The following is an 18,017-nucleotide window of genomic DNA, read 5'->3' as shown; positions in this document are numbered from 1 at the left end:
AACCACTAGCTCCTAGCCCCAAGCATTTTCCATGCGTGCCATACAAATTTCCGAAGTCAAAACGCTCAAACCAATCGAGATCGATGAACCATCGGCGCCGGGCCCCGGCGAAGCTCACGTGCGCACTCACCGCATGGGAGTCTGTGGTACGGACATCAGTTGCTACTTAGGCAAGTTTCCGTTCTTCGATTTCCCACGCATCCCGGGCCATGAACTTGGCGTAGAAGTCGTGGCCGTTGGCGATGGCGTCACCAACGTATCCGTCGGTGACAAATGCAGTATCGAACCCTACATGCACTGCGGAGAGTGTTACGCATGCCGACGCGGCGCGATCAACTGCTGCCAAAACCTAAAAGTCATCGGCGTGATGATGGACGGCGGGCTGTGCGAATCATTTCTCGTCCGTGCCGAAAAACTCCATCCATCGGCCAAACTGAATTACGATCAATTGGCTTTGGTCGAAACGTTGGCGATCGGCTGTCACGCCAATGATCGCGGCAATCCGCAAGGCGGCGACCACGCGCTGATCATCGGCATGGGTCCAATCGGACTGGCAACGCTGGAGTTTGCACGATTGACCAACGCGACGATTAGCGTGATGGACATGAATGAAGCTCGCTTAGACTTTGTGCGGAAAACGTACGGCATCGAAAACACGGTGCTATTCAAAGGCGACGGCAGCGAAGTCGACCGAATGAAAGAAATTACCGGCGGCGACATGTACCAAGTCATCACGGACGCAACCGGCAACAAACACTCGATGTCCGGCGCGCTGCAGTACATCGCTCCGACTGGGTCATTGGTTTATGTCGGCATCACGACCGACGAATTGACGTTCAAACATCCGGTCATGCATCGCCCCGAAGCGTCCATTGTGGCATCGCGAAACGCATTGCCGCCTGACTTCACACGAATCATTGGCTTGATCGAAGACGGCACCATCAATACCGATCCGTGGATCACCCACCGCACCGATTTTCACGCCGTCCTGGACGACTTCGAATCGTTCACCAAACCTGAAACGGGTGTCATCAAAGCCATCATTGAAGTCGTCTGATACGACTTTCGATTCCCACCAGCCTGTTGCATCCATTCGGCAATGGGCTGCGACGAACAATGCCGCAATACCGCGGCCGATCAAAATCTAACTCCCCTCTCCCTCGAAAACATTCACAATCTCAATGTCAAAAAAATGTGTAGCACTTGGACTGAAACCTAGCTTTGGTTTTGGCGATCGCACCGGACTGGCCACACCAGGTCACGTCGCTTCGATGAAACGTTGCGGCAGCGGAATCGCAGCGATCTACCCGCAACAATCGATTCGCGAAATGACGCGAACACAGCGCACTCCCGAAGGTGTGATGGCTGATGCGATGAACGCGGCCGAAGCTGCTGGCTGGACCGATGACATCGGCGCTGATGCCGATCACTTGAAAGTCCCCAACGATGTCGACATCACGGCCGCGGCCGGATTTACATTCTTTACGATCGACCCGTCTGACGACGTGGACCAAAAAGCTGACGACTACGACGAAACGACTTTGCGGGACAAATTTTCGTCCTGCCAAGACGACGCCAAGTGGTACGACGGCTACCTAGGCAAATCGATCAAGCTAGGGACGGGCACCACGATCGACCTCGACGAAGAAGCCTGCATGCGAGCAGCCGTCAAATACGGCAAAGCGATCAAGCGAGCCTTGGACTTGGGCGACTACATCAAGAAAGTCAATGAAGAAGCCGGCAACGATTACGAAATCGAATTGTCGGTCGACGAAACCGATCAGCCCACAACGCTGGCTGAGCACTACATCATCGCCGACCAATGTTTGCAGGGCGGCATGAAACTCGTTTCGCTCGCACCGCGCTTCATTGGCGATTTCGAGAAAGGCATCGACTTCATCGGTGACCTGGCAGCTTTGGAGCTTTCACTGAAAGATCACGCCGCTGTTTCCGAAGCGTTGGGCCCCTACAAAATCAGCCTGCACTCCGGCAGTGACAAAGTTTCGATGTACGGCATCTTAGCCAGCTCAACGGGCGGCAAGTTCCACGTCAAAACTGCTGGCACCAGTTACCTGGAAGCCTTGCGTGTCGTCGCTCGTCACGACAGTGCCTCGTTCCGCGAAATCATCGACTTTTCGCGAGGCCGCTACGAAACCGACAAAGCGACCTATCACGTTTCCGCGACGCTAGCAGACGCACCGGAGACTGCCGATGCAGACGATGCTACGCTGGAAAGCGAGTACTTGGAAATGTGGGCCGACGTCCCCGTTGGCAAAGGTTTCACCAAACCGGGCCGCCAAATCCTGCACTGCACATTTGGATCAGTCCTGACTGACGACAAGCTTGGCAAGATTGTACATGACTGCCTGAAGTCGCACCCTGAGACTTACATCGAAGTATTAGACGACCACTTTGGCCGTCACCTTGATGCCCTCAAAAGCGGCATGTGATCAAGCAAGCTAACGATCTGAACAGCGGCTCCTCTCACGGCCGACCACTCCAGCAAAAATTACTGGAGAACATCGACTACTGCACATTGATTGGGTCGGTCGTAATGTGCTGCATGTTCGATCCATAGTCTCGTCCGACAAAGGCAGACACCCGCACCGAATCCAGATCGGGAATGTTGAATTTAATTTCGGCATCCCCGGTACCGCTGATCGTCACGACCTCGCGCTGCACGCGTTTCCCACTGGCGTCTTTCAAAGTCACGTGCAGCTGCTGCGTTCCGATTTTCTTTGGCAATTGGTGGTGAATGCGAATCGTAGCGGCCCCTGGGGAGATCGATCCGATGGGCGCGAAAGAAATGACTTTCGCCGAACCTTGCTTTCGATTGCCTTTCGACTTTCTTTTCTTCCCAGCCTTCGCCTTGACGGTCCGCTCGTCCTCGGCAGCCATAAACGCTTCGCGCAGCGCATCGTTCTGATGATCGGCAACAAGTGGTGCAACAGGGTCGGCTAATCGCGTCAACGAAGTGGCCAACTGTTTGCGCAACCGTTCGATTGTGGCGGCTTGCCCGGGGCTGTCGATCAAGTTAATCAAACAGTCTTGGTCAGCAGCCGTGTGATAAAACTCCTCGACCACACGATGGTCAAATAGATCCAACCGCGCCGCGACATCGGATTCCTCCGGAGCGCGAGCGACCATCTGCCGGTAGGTGGCGGTGCCCGTGGTCGCGGTCGCAAACTTGCGATGGCCATCGCTCCACGGGTTGTACAAATACAGAAATCCCTTGGTTTGGATGCCGCGCATCGGATGGCGGTTGCGGCCCGAGTTTTCGTTGTACTGAACAATGACAAAATCGCGATCCGGTTGACTTTGCCCCTGCAAAATCGGTGCAAATGATCGGCCATGCAGCGACTCCGGTGCGGGATGCTCTGCCTGCATCACGTCCAGCAACGTCGGCAAAAAATCAATCGCCGAAACCATGTGTGCGTCATCGACATCGCCTTGCTTTGTCACTCCAGGCCAACGCACCATCAGCGGAGTATGCAGCGAATGGTAATACAGCTGCGTCTTGGCGAACGGCAATGGCATCCCGTGATCAGACAAAAACATGACGAACGTGTTGTCTTTTTCACCCGACTGATCAAGTGATTTCATGACCGACAAAAAACAATCGTCGGCTCGACGAACCGAAGAATAGTACTCCGCTAACTCACTGCGAATGATTTTGTCGCTGGGCAAGAATCCTGGCACCGGAACTTCGTCGGCAGTGAACACACGCGACGGCTGATGCGGATCAGTCGGTCCTGCATAAAACGGTTTGTGAGGATCCGAGATATTTACCATCAAACAAAACGGTTGGTCGTTCTCTTTGGCAAGACGAATCGCTTTGGACGTCGACTCTCCGTAGCTGGCGATGTCCTTGACGCTGTACTTTTTGCCGTCAGCCGCCGTGTCTAAGTTTGCATCCCAGGGGTATGGGTGATAGGGCGTTGAGTGAGACGCTTTGCCACGAATCGCTGTGAAGTACCCCGCACGCTTGGCTAAGTCACAAAGCACGGGATAACTGGGCTGTGTGTTTTGCTGAAAACCCTCGACGCCGTTGACATGCGAATACAGCCCCGACCACATGATGTTGCGTCCGGGCATGCAGTTGCCAACCAAACTGAACGCGTGATTGAACTTGAACGCCGTTTTGGCAAACGCATCGATACCGGGCGACGTGTTGGCTAGCTCGCACCCGAACGCTCCCAGCGAATCAGCACTCATGTCGTCGACGGTCACGATCAGAATATTCGGTTTCTCCGCAGCAACGCGGTGCACGCAGCAGGAAGCTATACAAAGAACCACCGGCAAAATCGTTCGGGAGCGACGCATGATCAGAACTCTGTTTTGTAAGTGTTAAATCCGTAGACGAACCGGAACCGAGAAGTCTAACTCGCACGCCCGGCAAGAAGAAACTTCCTGCCCCAATCGAAGGTCGATATCATCGTTTTCCGCCCGATGCCCCAATGCCGCTAGAGATGTCGACCGCTTGCTGACCAAGATAGATCTCTCTTGAGCCGCACTTTGGGGCTTAGCAAGCCGTAGGCCAAGTTCCCCTCCAGCATGCAACTTCCGTCATCACCAAGGCACTGCCGATCGTCGGTCGAATCACTCAGTTGCAGTTGCCGGAGACCAAAAACACGACCTCAGAAAGAATTGAAAGTAGTGCTGGCTACTTGCATTACGGGCCCATTCGAAACAGAATGAGGCAATAGGACAGGTCCATTACCCCTCTTTTACGAACGAGCAATTTTAATGCCACGCTTAACCTACTCACTCATGTTTGCCTTTTGCCTTTCGATCGTTTCCTTCACAGCGGTTGGTTGTGGCGAGTCAAACACAGTCATCGAAGACACTCGATCTGAAGCTGATGTTGTCCAAGAGGAAGAAGATTACGAAAAGCAGATGCAAGAAATGGAGTCATCCGACATCTCCAAATAGTCATCAATTGCTAAAGGTTCCGTTATATTTCACGGCGGTCTTTGATGGCTCGACGAAGAAAGCAATTGCACGCCGCTGGTCAAGAACTTGAGACTCCGGAGACACCCCCTGGAGACTCGGCCTCGGCACAACGGTCTTTCTTTGCGACACTCCTAGCGAGCATCTGTGTGCTCGCTTTTTTCCTGCGCTTCATGAACGTCTTGCAGACGATTGAAGTGCCCACCCTGGTTGAATTGCTGGGGGACGCCAAAGGCTATTTTGACTGGGCTGTCAAAATCAGTGATGGTGATTGGTACGGCACCGAAACGTTCTATCAGGCGCCGCTTTACCCCTATTTCTTGGCTGTTCTGATCAAGATCTTTGGTCCCAGCATCACTCTGATTCGAGTGGTTCAGATGCTGTTGGGCGTTGCCGGCGTGTGGTTGATCGGTCTAGCGGGACGCAGGCTGTTTTCAGAACGCATTGGCCTGGTGTCGGCACTGATGCTGGCCGCCTATCCGCCTGCTATTTACTACGATGGCATTATCCAAAAAGCTGCCGTGGCGACTTTTCTGCTGTGCGCCTTGATTGCTTCCTGCGTCTATCTTCAAAGCGAGAAACGCTGGTGGTACGCGGTGATGACGGGCGCATCACTTGGATTGCTGGTGCTGGCCAGAGAAAACGCGTTGCTGTGGACCCCGGTGATCCCGATTTGGATTCTGCTGGCGCTGCGCGAATCGAACCGGCACCGATGGACATTGGTCGGTTGTTACGTAGGCGGCCTTGCTTTGATTCTGCTGCCGGTCGCAGCGCGAAACGCTTCACTGGGAGGTGAGTGGTCGCCAACGACGTTTCAGGCGGGGCCCAATTTTTACATCGGCAACAATCTACAAGCGACCGGAATCTACGTGCCCCTAGTGCCCGGCCACGGAACGCCAATGTACGAGCGTGCCGACGCCGAACGCTTGGCCGAACAAGCAGTCGGCCACGAACTGTCCGCCCGCGAAGTCTCTCAGTTCTGGATGTCGCGATCCTGGCAAGAAATTCGGCAGTCACCTAGTCGCTGGCTACAACTGATGCTCGCTAAGACATTCATGGTGTTCAATCGCTATGAAGTGCCCGATGTCGAAAGCATGTACATCTTTCGCGAGTACTCCGCCCCGTTGAAACTGAGCCGAATTTGGCACTTTGGCATTCTGTGCCCACTGGGAATCTGGGGCGTGATCGCGACCCGGCGAAACTGGCGAAAACTGTGGCTGTATTACTTACTGTTGCTGACGATGATCGCTGCTGTTGTGCTGTTTTTCATCTTGGGTCGATATCGCAACCCGGTCGCAATCTTGATCATTCCGTTTGCAGCCGCCGGCGCGGTTGACCTCTTCGTTCGCATCAAAGAGCGAAAAGGGCAGATGCTGCGCGTAGCCGCCGTTTTGTTGCTGTCAGGAATTCTCTGCAACATTCGGGTCCACGAGGAACGATCACTCCATGCCAGTTGCTCCATGAATATGGGGATTTCGGCCTGCAAGGCGGGCAATCTCCCCGCGGGGATTCAGTTGTTGCGAAGTGCCATTGCCGAGTTTCCCGAAATGGCGGAAGGCTACTTAAATCTCGGCCGGGCCTACATGTTGAATCAACAGCCAGACCGGGCAGCAAGGTGCTTCCAGAACGCCCTAATCCTCGATCCGCGGCTGCAAGGAGTTCATTTCCAGCTTGGCGAAGCACTGGAGTACTCCGGTCAGCGACAGCAAGCGATCGAGCAGTATCAACGTGCTTTGACAGAAAACTCATCTGATGCACGAGCTCGGAATGCCCTCAGCCGAATCCGCCTACCCTCTCCTCCAGGGTAAACTCAGCGTATCTCGAGTTTAACTTGGCCAATCGCCTCGTAAAAAACGGGAAATTGCGACTTTTTAACGGACTAGTCTCCCACAACACTACCCTGTGCCGATACCCTATTGGGATACAAAGGTGAGGATTGTGCCTCAATTTGATGAATTTTTCTATATCTAGGAGTTTCAGTATGCAGAAGGTTCGCTCTTCGCGATCAGGTTTCACCTTGGTGGAACTGTTGGTCGTTATCGCCATCATTGGCATTCTCGTTGGCCTATTATTGCCAGCAGTTCAAGCAGCTCGCGAAGCCGCACGGCGTATGTCGTGCAGTAACAACTTCAAGAACATCGGGCTCGCGATTCACAACTATCACAGCGCGTTCAAGCAGATTCCAACGACCGGTACTGGCTCTGCACGTTCGCCGTCAACGCCTAACGGAACGAATGACTGCAATCGGCTTTTCCTAAGCTGGCTTGTTCCTGTCCTTCCTTACATGGAGCAACAAGGACTGTGGAGTCAAATTAGCAACCCTAGCACCGAAGCGACGCCTGGCCAAACCGTGGCAGCAACAGGCGGTGTTTGGCAACCGATGGGCCCCTGCCCGTGGCAAACTCGTTACATCCCTTGGGTAACTCAGGTTCCTGCCTTCCGTTGTCCTAGCGACCCTGCTCAGGCTCTCGGCCCCGGCCAACTAGCACGTACCAACTACGCTGCTAACCTTGGCGACGCAGTAGACCGATCCCACAACGGTGGTCGAAATGATTTTGGCTTCTTCGGAAACCAGAATAACCGTGACGAAAACTGGGCTGTCGAACGTGCACGTGCCGCACAGCGTGGTTTCTTCTGGAATCGTAACGAAATGAAATTCCGCGACGTGCTGGATGGACTTTCTAACACGATTGCTGCTGGCGAAGTTTGTACTTCGGGCGGCAAGCGTGAAGTCAGAGCCGACTTTGTGCGTAACATTAACACCATGGAGGCGGCCGGTAACGCCGCTCTGATCCCAGCACGCTGTAAAGCTGGTGTTCACATCGACCCTGAGAAGCCAGAGTTCTACGCTCAAACTGCAACGGTAAGCGGAAGCTTGTCGCAGTCGAAGCACGCTCGCTGGGCTGATAGCCGTGCTTACTACACTGGTTTCCACACGATGCTGCCACCTAACGGCCCAAACTGTAACGTTGGCAACAACGATGGAAATCACTCTGGTATTATCTCGACCGCAGGTAGTCGCCACCAAGGTGGTGCACACATCCTGATGGGCGACGGTGCCGTGATCTTCATGACAGACAGTGTTGACGGTGGTGACCCTGAGTTGCCAAGCGTATGCGTGCAGCGTTCCGGCACGATCTTCCCTGTCACCGCTTTGCCTGGTAGCGTCAGCCCTTACGGACTGTGGGGTGCTCTTGGCACACGTGACTCGAGCGAAGTCATCGAAGAACAGCTCAACCAGTAGGTTCAAAGCAACCTATCAATAGTCTGAACCTCGTCCGCAAATCGCGGGCGAGGTTTTTTTGTGAAAACAACGCTCCAGGTTTCGAGCAATTCGACAACCAAACGCTGCAGCCGGTTAACAAACCGTTGAGGTATTTAAACAAAACCGCTGAGGCCTCACCGTTCAGAGAAATCACATTTCAGAACGCCCAGACATACTCGTTTCCGCCTGACCAGACTGCGAACTGCAGCCAGACGCTTCCAGCAGCTCAAGCCATGCACTTGGCAATCGGATCCCTGCACTTGGCAATCCGATCCCTGCACCTGCTATCGGCCCACTAGCACTTGGCAATCGGCATTCTGCGAACTCCTTCAGCTCGCTTCAGTACCAATCGCTGCCGAAGCTCAGTCCTTGCTCTTCAAGCCGCTCATGAATCGCTGAGTTGCCATCTCATCGACTCGGATGTGATGATCGCGAAGAGGTGGGAACACATCGCCCTCGATGCTTTCCAAACGCAACCTTTCGGTCGGGCGCCGGGGCATGTGACAGTCGACGCAGTTCCCGGCAAAGTCGACGCCTTGCTGAGGAAAGAAGCCGCAATCACTTTCGTTTTCGTGACAGGTCATACAGCGGCTCGAAAACAGCCTTCCATTCCCACGCTCGTTGTGGTGTGGATCATGGCAATCACTACAGGTCATCTGCGATTGCAGAAAGCATGCGCTTTGCGACAAACGATTGATTTGATTGCTGGTGTGCACGCTATTCTTCACTTCAAGCTCGTCGTCAGGCGGCAGGTAGTGGTCATCCAGTCGATCGCCGGGCCGAAAACTCAGGGCATCGCCCTTTAAACCTCTCGATCCTCCGTGGCACTGACCGCAGATATCCATCTGGATTTGCCGCTCCAGGTCGGCCGGATTGGTGATTCCGACTGCCTCGAGAGCGTCTTTGTTGTCGCGGTGAAAGCCCACGTGTTGCTCGGCCGGTCCGTGACAGCGCTCGCAAGTCACGCCCATGATCAAGGACCCTGGTGTGTAGCGGTTCTTTTTGCCGCGGAAATCGAAATACGTCATGTGGCAATCCAGGCAGCGCTGCGGAATCGGGCGGGCGTAGGCAGCGTCGCCGTCAATATATCCGGGACTGTTGATCCACTGATTGCCATCGGTGATGTGCGTGACGTTGTCCTGATACAGACCGTCTTCGTGCCAATACAGATAGGTCTGAGCCATTTTGGACGATCCCATGATGATTTCCATCGGGACGTCAAAGCTCCAGTCAAAAAAATGCACTCGCTGAAGAAAGTCATCACCTCGGTGAAGCATTTCAAACGACATGTTGCGGTCGGACGTCTGAAATGTATTGGAGCCGGGTTCAAAATTCCCGTCGATCGTCGTTTCATTCACCGGCCGGCTTGTTTTGAAGTGTGCTGTATCGAGAAACGAATCGTATTTGTCTCGATGGCACTCCTGGCACTCCTGAGGACCGACAAATCCTGGATTTTGATGCTGGGGATTCACGTCGGCGCTCTTTTCGGGAAACAGGCCGGGACGAAACGGAATTTCGATTCCGCCGCCGTCTTCGTATTTCCCGACAAACCAAATATTCCCCGGAATCTCATTCACCACCATGCCTCTGGGCGGTTCGGGAAGAGACGGCCCCACCGATTCGCCGACTTGTCGCTGTTGCTGTGCCTTCGTCAGATCACGCATCAGCTCTTCATCGCGATTCCCTTGCATCGAATCGTAGCCAACCCAGGCGACGACAGCGACGATCAAAATGAGTGCTAACCAGCGTTTGGGATTCAAGGTCGCATTTCCTATAGCAAAGATCTCTCAGCAGAACTCGATTGGATCAAACGAACCAGAAAATGACCGCACTCGATCCGCATCGGTTTCCTAACAACTTACCTTAGCCGGACGCCGATCGATATCAGCTAAATGACAAGGGCGACCAGAGGCCACAGGTCCCCAGCGCCGAAGAACAGCCAATCAAGGCGCCCGGATCAAACCCGACCGTATCTGCTTACGTGCGTTGGCCGAAGCCGACAGAACACTCAGGCGGTTCAAATGAGGTAGTCACCATAAAAGACTCTGTGCCATGGGCATCAGCTAGCTGCTGGCCAGCCGAAGGGTACGAGATGGCTTTTTGCTGGTCGTGCGTTTATGTTTTGATGCTCGGGATTGCTCTCCGTGCCGTTACTTTTCGAGCAATCAGTTGTTCCCCAAAAGTTAGAACGTTGCCAAAGTCAAAAAAAACGAACAGCCAGCAGAATCAAGCCGGGGACGATCAAGCTACTAGCGCGTCGCCCTCTCGACAGGGGCTTTCGCGACGGGGACTTTCTCGACGCCGCAAGATCGTCTTCGGCCTATTCACCGTGATCGTGTTTTTTGCGATCGCCGAAGGAATGCTTCGCTTTGCCGGCTTCCGAGTCGAACAGCGTGTCGAACACATGCAGTTTTCATTCCCGATCGACGACTACAACAACAATTCCCCGCAGCCATTTCTGCAACGAGACCCGGTGCTCTTTTGGAAGCCCACGGCAGGAATCTTGGGACACAACTCGCTGGGTTGTTACGGCCCCGAATTCTCGAAAGAGAAACCCGCTGAAAAAACCCGTGTCCTTTGCTTAGGTGATTCCTGCACCCATTTCGGGCCAATCTCCTACCCCGACATTCTTCGCGCTACGTTAGAGAAAACAGCCCCTGGTGAATATGAAGTGATCAATGCCGGCGTGATCGGGTATACGTCGTACCAAGGAAAAACGCTCCTTGAATCTGTCGCGTCGGATTGGTCGCCCGATATTGTCACCGTCTACTTCGGTTGGAACGATCACTGGTTGTCAGTAGGCGTTGAGGACAAGAACCAGCACGGCGGGCAAGCGTCGCCTGTCACAGACACGCTGGGCGGACTAAGACTGTTTCAAGTTGCCCGAATGCTCAAGAGCAACCAGAGAGACGCGTCGTCCAAGCAGTTCCGCGTTTCGTTGACGGACTACGAAAAGAACTTGCGAAGCATTTCCGATTGGTGCCGCAGCAACAATGCCCAGCCGTGTTACCTGACTGCGCCGCACGCTTTTGATCTCGGCATTCCACCCTACCTAGTTCAGTCGGGTGAAATTACTGACGAAGCATCCTTGATACCACTGCATCAGAGCTACAACGAAGTGGTCCGCAAAGTTGCCAAGGAATCCAGCGTCCCGCTCATCGACTTGGCAGTTGAAATGCAGACGATGGATAAGCAGAAACTGTTTATCGAAGACCACATCCACCTTTCAGAGTCGGGTCGCGTCCACGTCGCACGACGGATCAAGGAAGTTTTGGAAAACATCCAAAGGTGAACCGGACGCCCCACCTCTTACGCATCTCCCAAGCAACGCCTGACTTCAAGCCCTCAGCAGACACCCCCATCATGATCAAATCGCTTTCCATCGCACTTATTTGCGTGCTGGCAACCGCCGTCGTCGCGGATGACCGACCGAACATTATTTTTTTGATGTCCGATGATCAAGCGACGTATTCGATGGGGTGCTACGGCACGCCCGGGGCAAAGACGCCGAACTTAGATCAGCTGGCCAAAGACGGCATGATTTTTGATCGCCACTACGACACCACTGCGATCTGCATGGCCAGCCGCGCTAATGTCTTTACCGGCAAATACGAATACAAGACTGGCTGCAACTTTGAACACGGCCCAATGATGCAAGAGATCTGGGCACAGAGTTACCCGGTGCTGCTGCGCAGAGCCGGCTACAAAACCGCCTTCGCTGGAAAATTTGGCCTCGAAGTTCTTCCCACCGAACAACAAAACCAGAAGAAGTCACGCCTCCCCGAAGAAGACTTTGACGTCTGGGGCGGCGGCCCGGGCCAGACGTCATATGCGACCAAGAAAAACGTTTCGATGGCCAAGTACGCAAAGGAATTCCCGCATTCGACGCGTTCCTATGGCGCGTTTGGCCGCGATTTCATCCAAGACTCCGCCACTGGCGACCAACCCTTTTGCCTGTCAATCAGTTTCAAAGCACCTCATCATCCGGTCCAACCTGACCCAAATTTTGACGACGTTTACCGTGGCGCAAAGTTCACCAAACCGGCAAACTATGGACGCCAGGCCGGCAGCCATCTTTCGCTACAAAGTCGCGAGGGCCGCCAATACGAACGGTTCCACAGCTGGAACTACGCCGACGATTACGACACGGTGATGGCAAAGTACTATCAGCAAATTTACGCCATCGACGTTGCCGTTGGCATGATCCGCCAAGCCATCGATGATGCGGGCGTCGCGGACAACACCGTCATCATTTACACGTCTGACAATGGCTTCATGAACGGATCCCATGGCTACGGATCGAAAGTCATTCCGTACGAAGAATCCAGCCGAGTGCCGTTGATTATTTTTGATCCGCGGCATCCCAATAGCGGCAAGGAATTTCGCTGCGACGAATTGACTGGCAATGTCGATTTTCAACCGACGATCCTAAAGCTGGCAGGGCTGCCGGTCGCCGATGAGGTTGATGGCAAGGACCTGATGCCGCTGTACCAGGATCCGAAAACGGCGATTCGAACATCACTGCCACTGATCAATGTATGGGGCCCCAAGAAAGTGCACAGCTTTGGCGTCGTCACCAAAAACTGGAAGTACGTTTACTGGCCTTACGACGACGGGGACTTCGAGAAATCGGAAGAGCTTTTTGACATGGTCAACGACACCGGTGAAATGAAAAATCTCGCGGATGTAACCTCAGACACTCCCGAGCTTCAATCGATGCGAAAACGTTACGACCGCGCGGTCAATCATTGGCAACAAAACGCCGTTCCCTACCACAACTACCAGCCCTTCGCCGAATTGTTTCGGCGCCGCTAGTTTGCTCACACGTCGACGGATCATTGTGCGCACCAGTGCGATTGGAAGCTAAAGAGGCAAACGCAGCGCCCCCGCGTGGCCCTAGGGCAAGTCACTTTTTGAAACGGGGTCAACAGTCAGCGGAACGGCGCCAGCCGTTCGGTGCGTCAAACCCCCGATGGCTTGCGTCATTGCGCTAAAAACAAACCTCCTCTCTTGCAGCAGTGATTCGCCTGCGTGTAGACCGCGGCTGCTGCACGCAGTCGCGTCGGCTTGCATGCCAGCGACTAATGAAAACCGGTACACTCGCGCGACCAACGGCGCTGGACGTTAGAATTCGGCCCGTCCATCACACGCCAGTTCAGCCCCTTCAGCCGGAGACATCCCATTTCACTCGCGACGATCGATCTTGCCGTACTGGTTCTTTACATCTGTGGCATGATCGGATTTGGATGCTGGTTTGTTCGCAAGAGCAGCACCACGAGCGAATTCATGTCCGCCGGCGGCTCGCTCCCCGGCTGGGCGGTAGGCATGTCGATCTTTGGCACGTACTTGAGCAGCAACACGTTCCTTGGCAATCCAGGCAAGTCCTACGCAGGAAACTACAACGCCTATGTCTTCACGCTTTCGCTGCCTGTCGCCGCCTGGATCGCCACCAAGTACTTCGTGCCGTTTTACAGGCAGTCGGGCGAAATATCGGCCTACCATCACCTGGAAGAACGATTCGGCCTTTGGGCCCGAACGTATGCCATGGCCTGCTATGTGCTTTCGCAGATCGCGCGAATGGGAACCATCATGTTCGGCGTCGCGCTGGGGCTCAATGCACTGACTGGCTGGGACATTGCGTCGATCATTGTGGTCACGGGCATGTTGGTGACTTTGTACACATTGCTCGGTGGCATCGAAGCCGTGATCTGGACCGACGTGGTTCAATCGATCGTCTTGATGGGCGGCGCGATCCTGATTTTTGCAATGCTATTGTTCAGCATGCCCGACGGCCCCTCGCAAGCGTTTTCGATCGCGGGTCAGCAAGACAAGATATCACTAGGTAGCTGGAGGCTCGATTTCACCAGTAGTACGATCTGGGTCGTTTTCCTATTCGGCCTTTTCATTAACCTGACAAACTTTGGCATCGACCAGAGTTTTGTACAACGCTATCACACCGCCAAAACCGAGCGAGACGCGCAGCGATCGATTTGGATTGGCGTCGTTTTTTATGTGCCGATCTCGTTGCTGTTCTTTGCAATCGGTTCGGCTTTGTTTTCCTACTACCAAGTGCAGCCGGACTTGCGTACCGAAGTCATGCAACAAGTCGCCGCGGAACAACTGGGACTGCCGATCAATGCCCCGGAGGTGACAGCAAAAGTCGCCAGCATGACTCCGGCTGACTATGGTGACAAAGTGTTACCGCATTTCATCGCCAACAAACTGCCTGTCGGACTCGCAGGGCTCCTGATCGCAGCGATCTTTGCTGCGGCGATGAGCAGTATCGACACGTCGCTGAATTCATCCGCGACGGTTTTTTTGAAAGACATCTACGGTCGCTACATTGACCGTGACGTGTCCGAACGCCATGCAATGTTAGTCCTACGATCCGCCACCGTCGTCATCGGAATCATTGGCACCGGGATTGCCGTCGTGTTGATTGGCCAAAAGAGCATTTTGGATGCGTGGTGGCAACTCCAAGGCATTTTTGCTGGCGGCATGCTGGGGCTGTTTTTGCTGGGCATGGTCGCACGAACCGCCAACGGCGGAATCGCCCTGATCTCCGTGATCATTGGTGTCCTGACAATCGGCTGGATGACGTTCTATCCAGTCATCGAAGGACAACCTCGATGGCTGCGAAACCCGCTACACACCAACATGACCATCGTAATTGGGACGCTAGCGATCTTTTTGGTCGGATTGCTGCTAAGCCAGTTCGTGCGGAGTCCGCCAAACGATACCGAATCGACCTGAGTTGACGCTACAATGATCGCCTCACCTAACACCTACTCCCCACCAAGGAAATTTTCACTATGCAACGTCGACAATTCTTACAAGCTGCTTTGGCTGCAACTTCAGCAGCAGCGTTGGCACCGCAAATGTCATTCGCGGATCATCATGAAGGCCATGCACCTTTCAAAATTTCGCTCGCTGAGTGGTCGCTTCACAAAACGCTGCGCGACAAGTCTAAGAACTTGACGAACTTGGATTTCCCCCGTGTCACCAAAGAAGAGTTTGGCATCGATGCAGTGGAATACGTCAATCAATTCTTTGCCGACAAAGCTAAAGACGCTAAGTACTTGGCCGAACTGAATCAGCGCTGCGACGATGCGGGCGTTAAGAGCCTGCTGATCATGGTGGACCGTGAAGGACGATTGGGCGATCCTGATGATGCCGCGCGGACCAAAGCAGTTGAGAATCACTACCAATGGGTCGATGCGGCCAAAACGCTTGGCTGTCACAGCATTCGCGTCAACGCTGGCAGCAAAGGCGAATACAAAGAACAGCAAAAACTGGCAGCCGACGGCCTCCGCCGCGTTAGCGAATACGCCAAGCCAATGGGATTGAATGTCATCGTCGAAAATCACGGCGGCCTAAGCAGCAACGGTGCATGGCTGGCCGGCACGATCAAACAGGTCGGATTGGACAACTGCGGAACGTTGCCAGACTTTGGAAACTTCAAAGTCAGTAATGACGAAATGTATGATCGCTACAAAGGCGTCGAAGAATTGATGCCTTACGCAAAAGCCGTCAGTGCAAAAGCACATGACTTCGATGACGAAGGAAACGAAACGGCGACCGACTATTTCAAGATGATGGACATCGTCTTGAAGCACGGTTACCACGGCTACGTCGGAATCGAATACGAAGGAAAAGTGCTTGGCGAATACGAAGGCATCAAGAAAACGAAGGCCTTGTTAGAAAAAGTCGCCGCTGCAGTTTCCGCCAAAAGCCTAAAAAAAGCAGGCTAGGGCGAAGTGACGCGTTGAGTCCAGGACTTATTCAATAGACCCAAGGGCGGGCTTGCTTGATGGCAAGCTTGCCTTTTTTTGTAATCTTGAATTCGATCTCCATGGCGAACGGATCGTTTTCACCCACTCCGTAGAGCTTCGCAAAACGACCGTGAATTTTGGCCAAGCACTTACTTAGCTCCGCCAAGTGTTGCGACGAAACGACCTGTTGGCCGGGATCGACGCGATTGGATGTCTGCATGATCTGCGTCTTGCCTTCGTCCCACCAATCCAACAGAACTTCTTCGGGAACCGACTGCTGCTGTGGATTTGTCACCAAGTCTTCGCCGACCTGTGCGTTGATGTAGTAGTTACCTTTGGTCAAGTAAAGCACATCGTCGGTGACCGCGACGCCATTGGCTTGTTCGTCAGAGAAATTTGGGTGGATCAAAACGCCCATCGCCGCGGCGAAGTGATCGATCCGATAGAACTCGCGTTCTTCAAACGCGCGGTAGTTCCAAAGGCTCGCAAACACTTGCTTGATCGACTTTGACAAATGCCCCTCGTCGGCATGGTGTGTGAATGAACCGTACAAACCGGCACCGCTAAAACCAGGCAAGTCCTCGTTGTTGGTACTGCTCCGGCAGCGTAACGAACTGCCTGCCGGAAACTGCTTGTGCACAGAGTCCAATTGTTTCTGCATCCATGCCGGCGTCTTCCCTTTCTTGATCAACGAGCGAAGTTTCTGCAGCTCGAATTCTTGACGATCACGATTCGATTGAAACTCGCGGGAACTCAGCATTTTTCTGGCTTGGTCGTAGAACCCGTTGTGCTTCATGTACTGGTCATAAAAGTAAAAAGGAACGGCGAACCCATCTGGGATCGTGCCTTCGTCGAATCCAAACGTATGCATCGTCGCGACGTTCGCGGCCTTCACGCCAAAGCTCTTGGAATCTTTAAATCCGATTTCTTGGAGACTACGAATTGACCGCACTGAGAGATCGCGAATGGGAATCTGCGGCTTATCGGGCCGGAGATCGGCGTAGTGCTGTTCAATTTCCTTGGAGGATGCTTCACGGATTTCAAAGCCCTGGTCCGTCACGCGGTAAAAGACATTTTTTCCAATCAGCGGCTTGATCCTGGCATGATTGGACGCATCGACAATGAACGCATTGGGCACATTGTCTTGGATGGCCCGCAAATTGACGTGCGACAAAGGTGTCTGGCGAACTTCGGTAATGATACCTCCGACGCGCGGCATTTCGTTGGGCAGTGACTTGTAGATCACGACGTCGCGTTGTGAAGGACGCTCTTGCAATTCCATCACGCGCAGCAAACCGTAAGATCCCGAAACATTGAGCGGCAAAAAACCGATGTCGTCGTAAAACTCACTTTCCAGCAGCACCGGCAAGTTACCGTCGCTGTATTGCATTTCTTCCTCGTAAAACCGCAGCTCTGAGCGGGGACGCGGCGTGTAGGCCAATCTTCCTTTGAGAAACGGCGCCTTTTCGATCAGTTTGTCGAACGACACTTTGACTTCAGCATACGCGTAGTTGTCGTTGGGCTCGTATTCGAATGTGTACAAACCTGGCTGACCGTTGGGCGCTTTCAAAAGTGGACGGTATACCAGTACGCCTCGCATTGATCCTTGCCCGTGCCCAATGTTGACGACCTGCATGAACTTCGGATGCGCACGGTGCGTCTTGGTATTGATGAAGTACACCAACGGCTTGCCCTTACTGGCGTCTTCAATCTGAAACTTGACGAACTGCCAATCCGCCAAGTTTTGGTCAATCATGACCTGAGTACCTTGGTAAGAAAGTTTGCCGAACGTTTCTTCGTCCTGGATTTGGTCCACGCCGTCTTTGAAATCAAGGTCAGTCGGCGCGATCCGCGGCCCAGACGGTTCGCCTCGAAAACCACCAAACGGAGGCTGAGCGAATGTTTCTCCTAATCCCCCGATCAACAAAACACCGGTTAGAAACAGCAACGCTGATGATGTTTTCATAGAGTTGGATAATTCGTGAAGTAGAGGAATTTGCGTTTAGCAAGGAAATTGTGTGCAGTGCCGA

Annotated in this window: 12 protein-coding genes; 9 read left to right on the top strand and 3 right to left on the bottom strand. The window is 53.6% G+C overall.

Annotated features, from left to right (window positions below):
* Positions 1 to 31: 31 nt before the first annotated feature.
* Both K239x_RS06535 and K239x_RS06530 read left to right on the top strand, forming a co-directional pair.
* Positions 32 to 1,057, top strand: coding sequence for a zinc-binding alcohol dehydrogenase family protein (locus K239x_RS06535; protein ID WP_145416977.1), 1,026 nt, complete (start codon positions 32 to 34; stop codon positions 1,055 to 1,057).
* 124 nt (positions 1,058 to 1,181) lie between these two features.
* Complete coding sequence (locus K239x_RS06530; protein WP_145416976.1) at positions 1,182 to 2,450, top strand: tagaturonate epimerase family protein; 1,269 nt, start codon at positions 1,182 to 1,184, stop codon at positions 2,448 to 2,450.
* A gap of 76 nt (positions 2,451 to 2,526) precedes the next feature.
* Here the strand turns inward: K239x_RS06530 and K239x_RS06525 are convergent, their stop codons facing one another.
* A complete protein-coding gene (locus K239x_RS06525) occupies positions 2,527 to 4,323 on the bottom strand; it encodes a sulfatase family protein (RefSeq protein WP_145416975.1) in 1,797 nt (598 codons plus the stop codon).
* Positions 4,324 to 4,746: 423 nt separating this feature from the next.
* Between K239x_RS06525 and K239x_RS06520 the strand changes: the two genes are divergently transcribed.
* The 3 genes from K239x_RS06520 to K239x_RS06510 all read left to right on the top strand — a co-directional run bounded on the left by K239x_RS06520 (position 4,747) and on the right by K239x_RS06510 (position 8,194).
* Positions 4,747 to 4,932, top strand: a complete 186-nt coding sequence (locus tag K239x_RS06520; protein ID WP_145416974.1) for a hypothetical protein — start codon at positions 4,747 to 4,749, stop codon at positions 4,930 to 4,932.
* Between the two features lie 191 nt (positions 4,933 to 5,123).
* Complete coding sequence (locus tag K239x_RS06515) at positions 5,124 to 6,758, top strand: tetratricopeptide repeat protein (RefSeq protein ID WP_419189749.1); 1,635 nt, start codon at positions 5,124 to 5,126, stop codon at positions 6,756 to 6,758.
* A 173-nt stretch (positions 6,759 to 6,931) separates the two neighbouring features.
* A complete protein-coding gene (locus K239x_RS06510) occupies positions 6,932 to 8,194 on the top strand; it encodes a DUF1559 domain-containing protein (protein ID WP_145416972.1) in 1,263 nt (420 codons plus the stop codon).
* A gap of 383 nt (positions 8,195 to 8,577) precedes the next feature.
* Here K239x_RS06510 and K239x_RS06505 read toward each other — a convergent pair whose 3' ends face one another.
* Positions 8,578 to 9,975, bottom strand: a complete 1,398-nt coding sequence (locus K239x_RS06505) for a multiheme c-type cytochrome (RefSeq protein ID WP_145416971.1) — start codon at positions 9,973 to 9,975, stop codon at positions 8,578 to 8,580.
* 431 nt (positions 9,976 to 10,406) lie between these two features.
* Between K239x_RS06505 and K239x_RS06500 the strand changes: the two genes are divergently transcribed.
* The 4 genes from K239x_RS06500 to K239x_RS06485 all read left to right on the top strand — a co-directional run bounded on the left by K239x_RS06500 (position 10,407) and on the right by K239x_RS06485 (position 15,966).
* Positions 10,407 to 11,507 carry an SGNH/GDSL hydrolase family protein gene (locus K239x_RS06500; protein ID WP_419189748.1) on the top strand — a complete coding sequence of 367 codons (1,101 nt, stop codon included), beginning with the start codon at positions 10,407 to 10,409 and terminating at the stop codon, positions 11,505 to 11,507.
* Between the two features lie 71 nt (positions 11,508 to 11,578).
* A complete protein-coding gene (locus tag K239x_RS06495) occupies positions 11,579 to 13,030 on the top strand; it encodes a sulfatase family protein (RefSeq protein WP_145416969.1) in 1,452 nt (483 codons plus the stop codon).
* Positions 13,031 to 13,447: 417 nt separating this feature from the next.
* Positions 13,448 to 14,968 carry a sodium:solute symporter family protein gene (locus K239x_RS06490; protein ID WP_145416968.1) on the top strand — a complete coding sequence of 507 codons (1,521 nt, stop codon included), beginning with the start codon at positions 13,448 to 13,450 and terminating at the stop codon, positions 14,966 to 14,968.
* A gap of 59 nt (positions 14,969 to 15,027) precedes the next feature.
* Positions 15,028 to 15,966 carry a sugar phosphate isomerase/epimerase family protein gene (locus K239x_RS06485; RefSeq protein ID WP_145416967.1) on the top strand — a complete coding sequence of 313 codons (939 nt, stop codon included), beginning with the start codon at positions 15,028 to 15,030 and terminating at the stop codon, positions 15,964 to 15,966.
* Between the two features lie 31 nt (positions 15,967 to 15,997).
* Here the strand turns inward: K239x_RS06485 and K239x_RS06480 are convergent, their stop codons facing one another.
* Positions 15,998 to 17,953, bottom strand: coding sequence for a PEP/pyruvate-binding domain-containing protein (locus K239x_RS06480; protein ID WP_145416966.1), 1,956 nt, complete (start codon positions 17,951 to 17,953; stop codon positions 15,998 to 16,000).
* Positions 17,954 to 18,017: the final 64 nt, after the last annotated feature.

This window comes from Stieleria marina (assembly GCA_007741555.1).
Classification (GTDB): domain Bacteria; phylum Planctomycetota; class Planctomycetia; order Pirellulales; family Pirellulaceae; genus K23-9.
Note: the sequence above shows the minus strand (reverse complement) of the source record. Positions and strands in the feature narration are given on the sequence as shown.

Bases quoted from the DNA above. Each gene is read 5' to 3' on its own strand.
- K239x_RS06490 (WP_145416968.1), top strand. From the start codon at position 13,448: ATGATCGGATTTGGATGCTGGTTTGTTCGCAAGAGCAGCACCACGAGC.
- K239x_RS06515 (WP_419189749.1), top strand. From the start codon at position 5,124: ATGAACGTCTTGCAGACGATTGAAGTGCCCACCCTGGTTGAATTGCTG.
- K239x_RS06510 (WP_145416972.1), top strand. From the start codon at position 6,932: ATGCAGAAGGTTCGCTCTTCGCGATCAGGTTTCACCTTGGTGGAACTG.
- K239x_RS06530 (WP_145416976.1), top strand. From the start codon at position 1,182: ATGTCAAAAAAATGTGTAGCACTTGGACTGAAACCTAGCTTTGGTTTT.
- K239x_RS06485 (WP_145416967.1), top strand. From the start codon at position 15,028: ATGCAACGTCGACAATTCTTACAAGCTGCTTTGGCTGCAACTTCAGCA.
- K239x_RS06535 (WP_145416977.1), top strand. From the start codon at position 32: ATGCGTGCCATACAAATTTCCGAAGTCAAAACGCTCAAACCAATCGAG.
- K239x_RS06525 (WP_145416975.1), bottom strand. From the start codon at position 4,323: ATGCGTCGCTCCCGAACGATTTTGCCGGTGGTTCTTTGTATAGCTTCC.
- K239x_RS06520 (WP_145416974.1), top strand. From the start codon at position 4,747: ATGCCACGCTTAACCTACTCACTCATGTTTGCCTTTTGCCTTTCGATC.
- K239x_RS06480 (WP_145416966.1), bottom strand. From the start codon at position 17,953: ATGAAAACATCATCAGCGTTGCTGTTTCTAACCGGTGTTTTGTTGATC.
- K239x_RS06495 (WP_145416969.1), top strand. From the start codon at position 11,579: ATGATCAAATCGCTTTCCATCGCACTTATTTGCGTGCTGGCAACCGCC.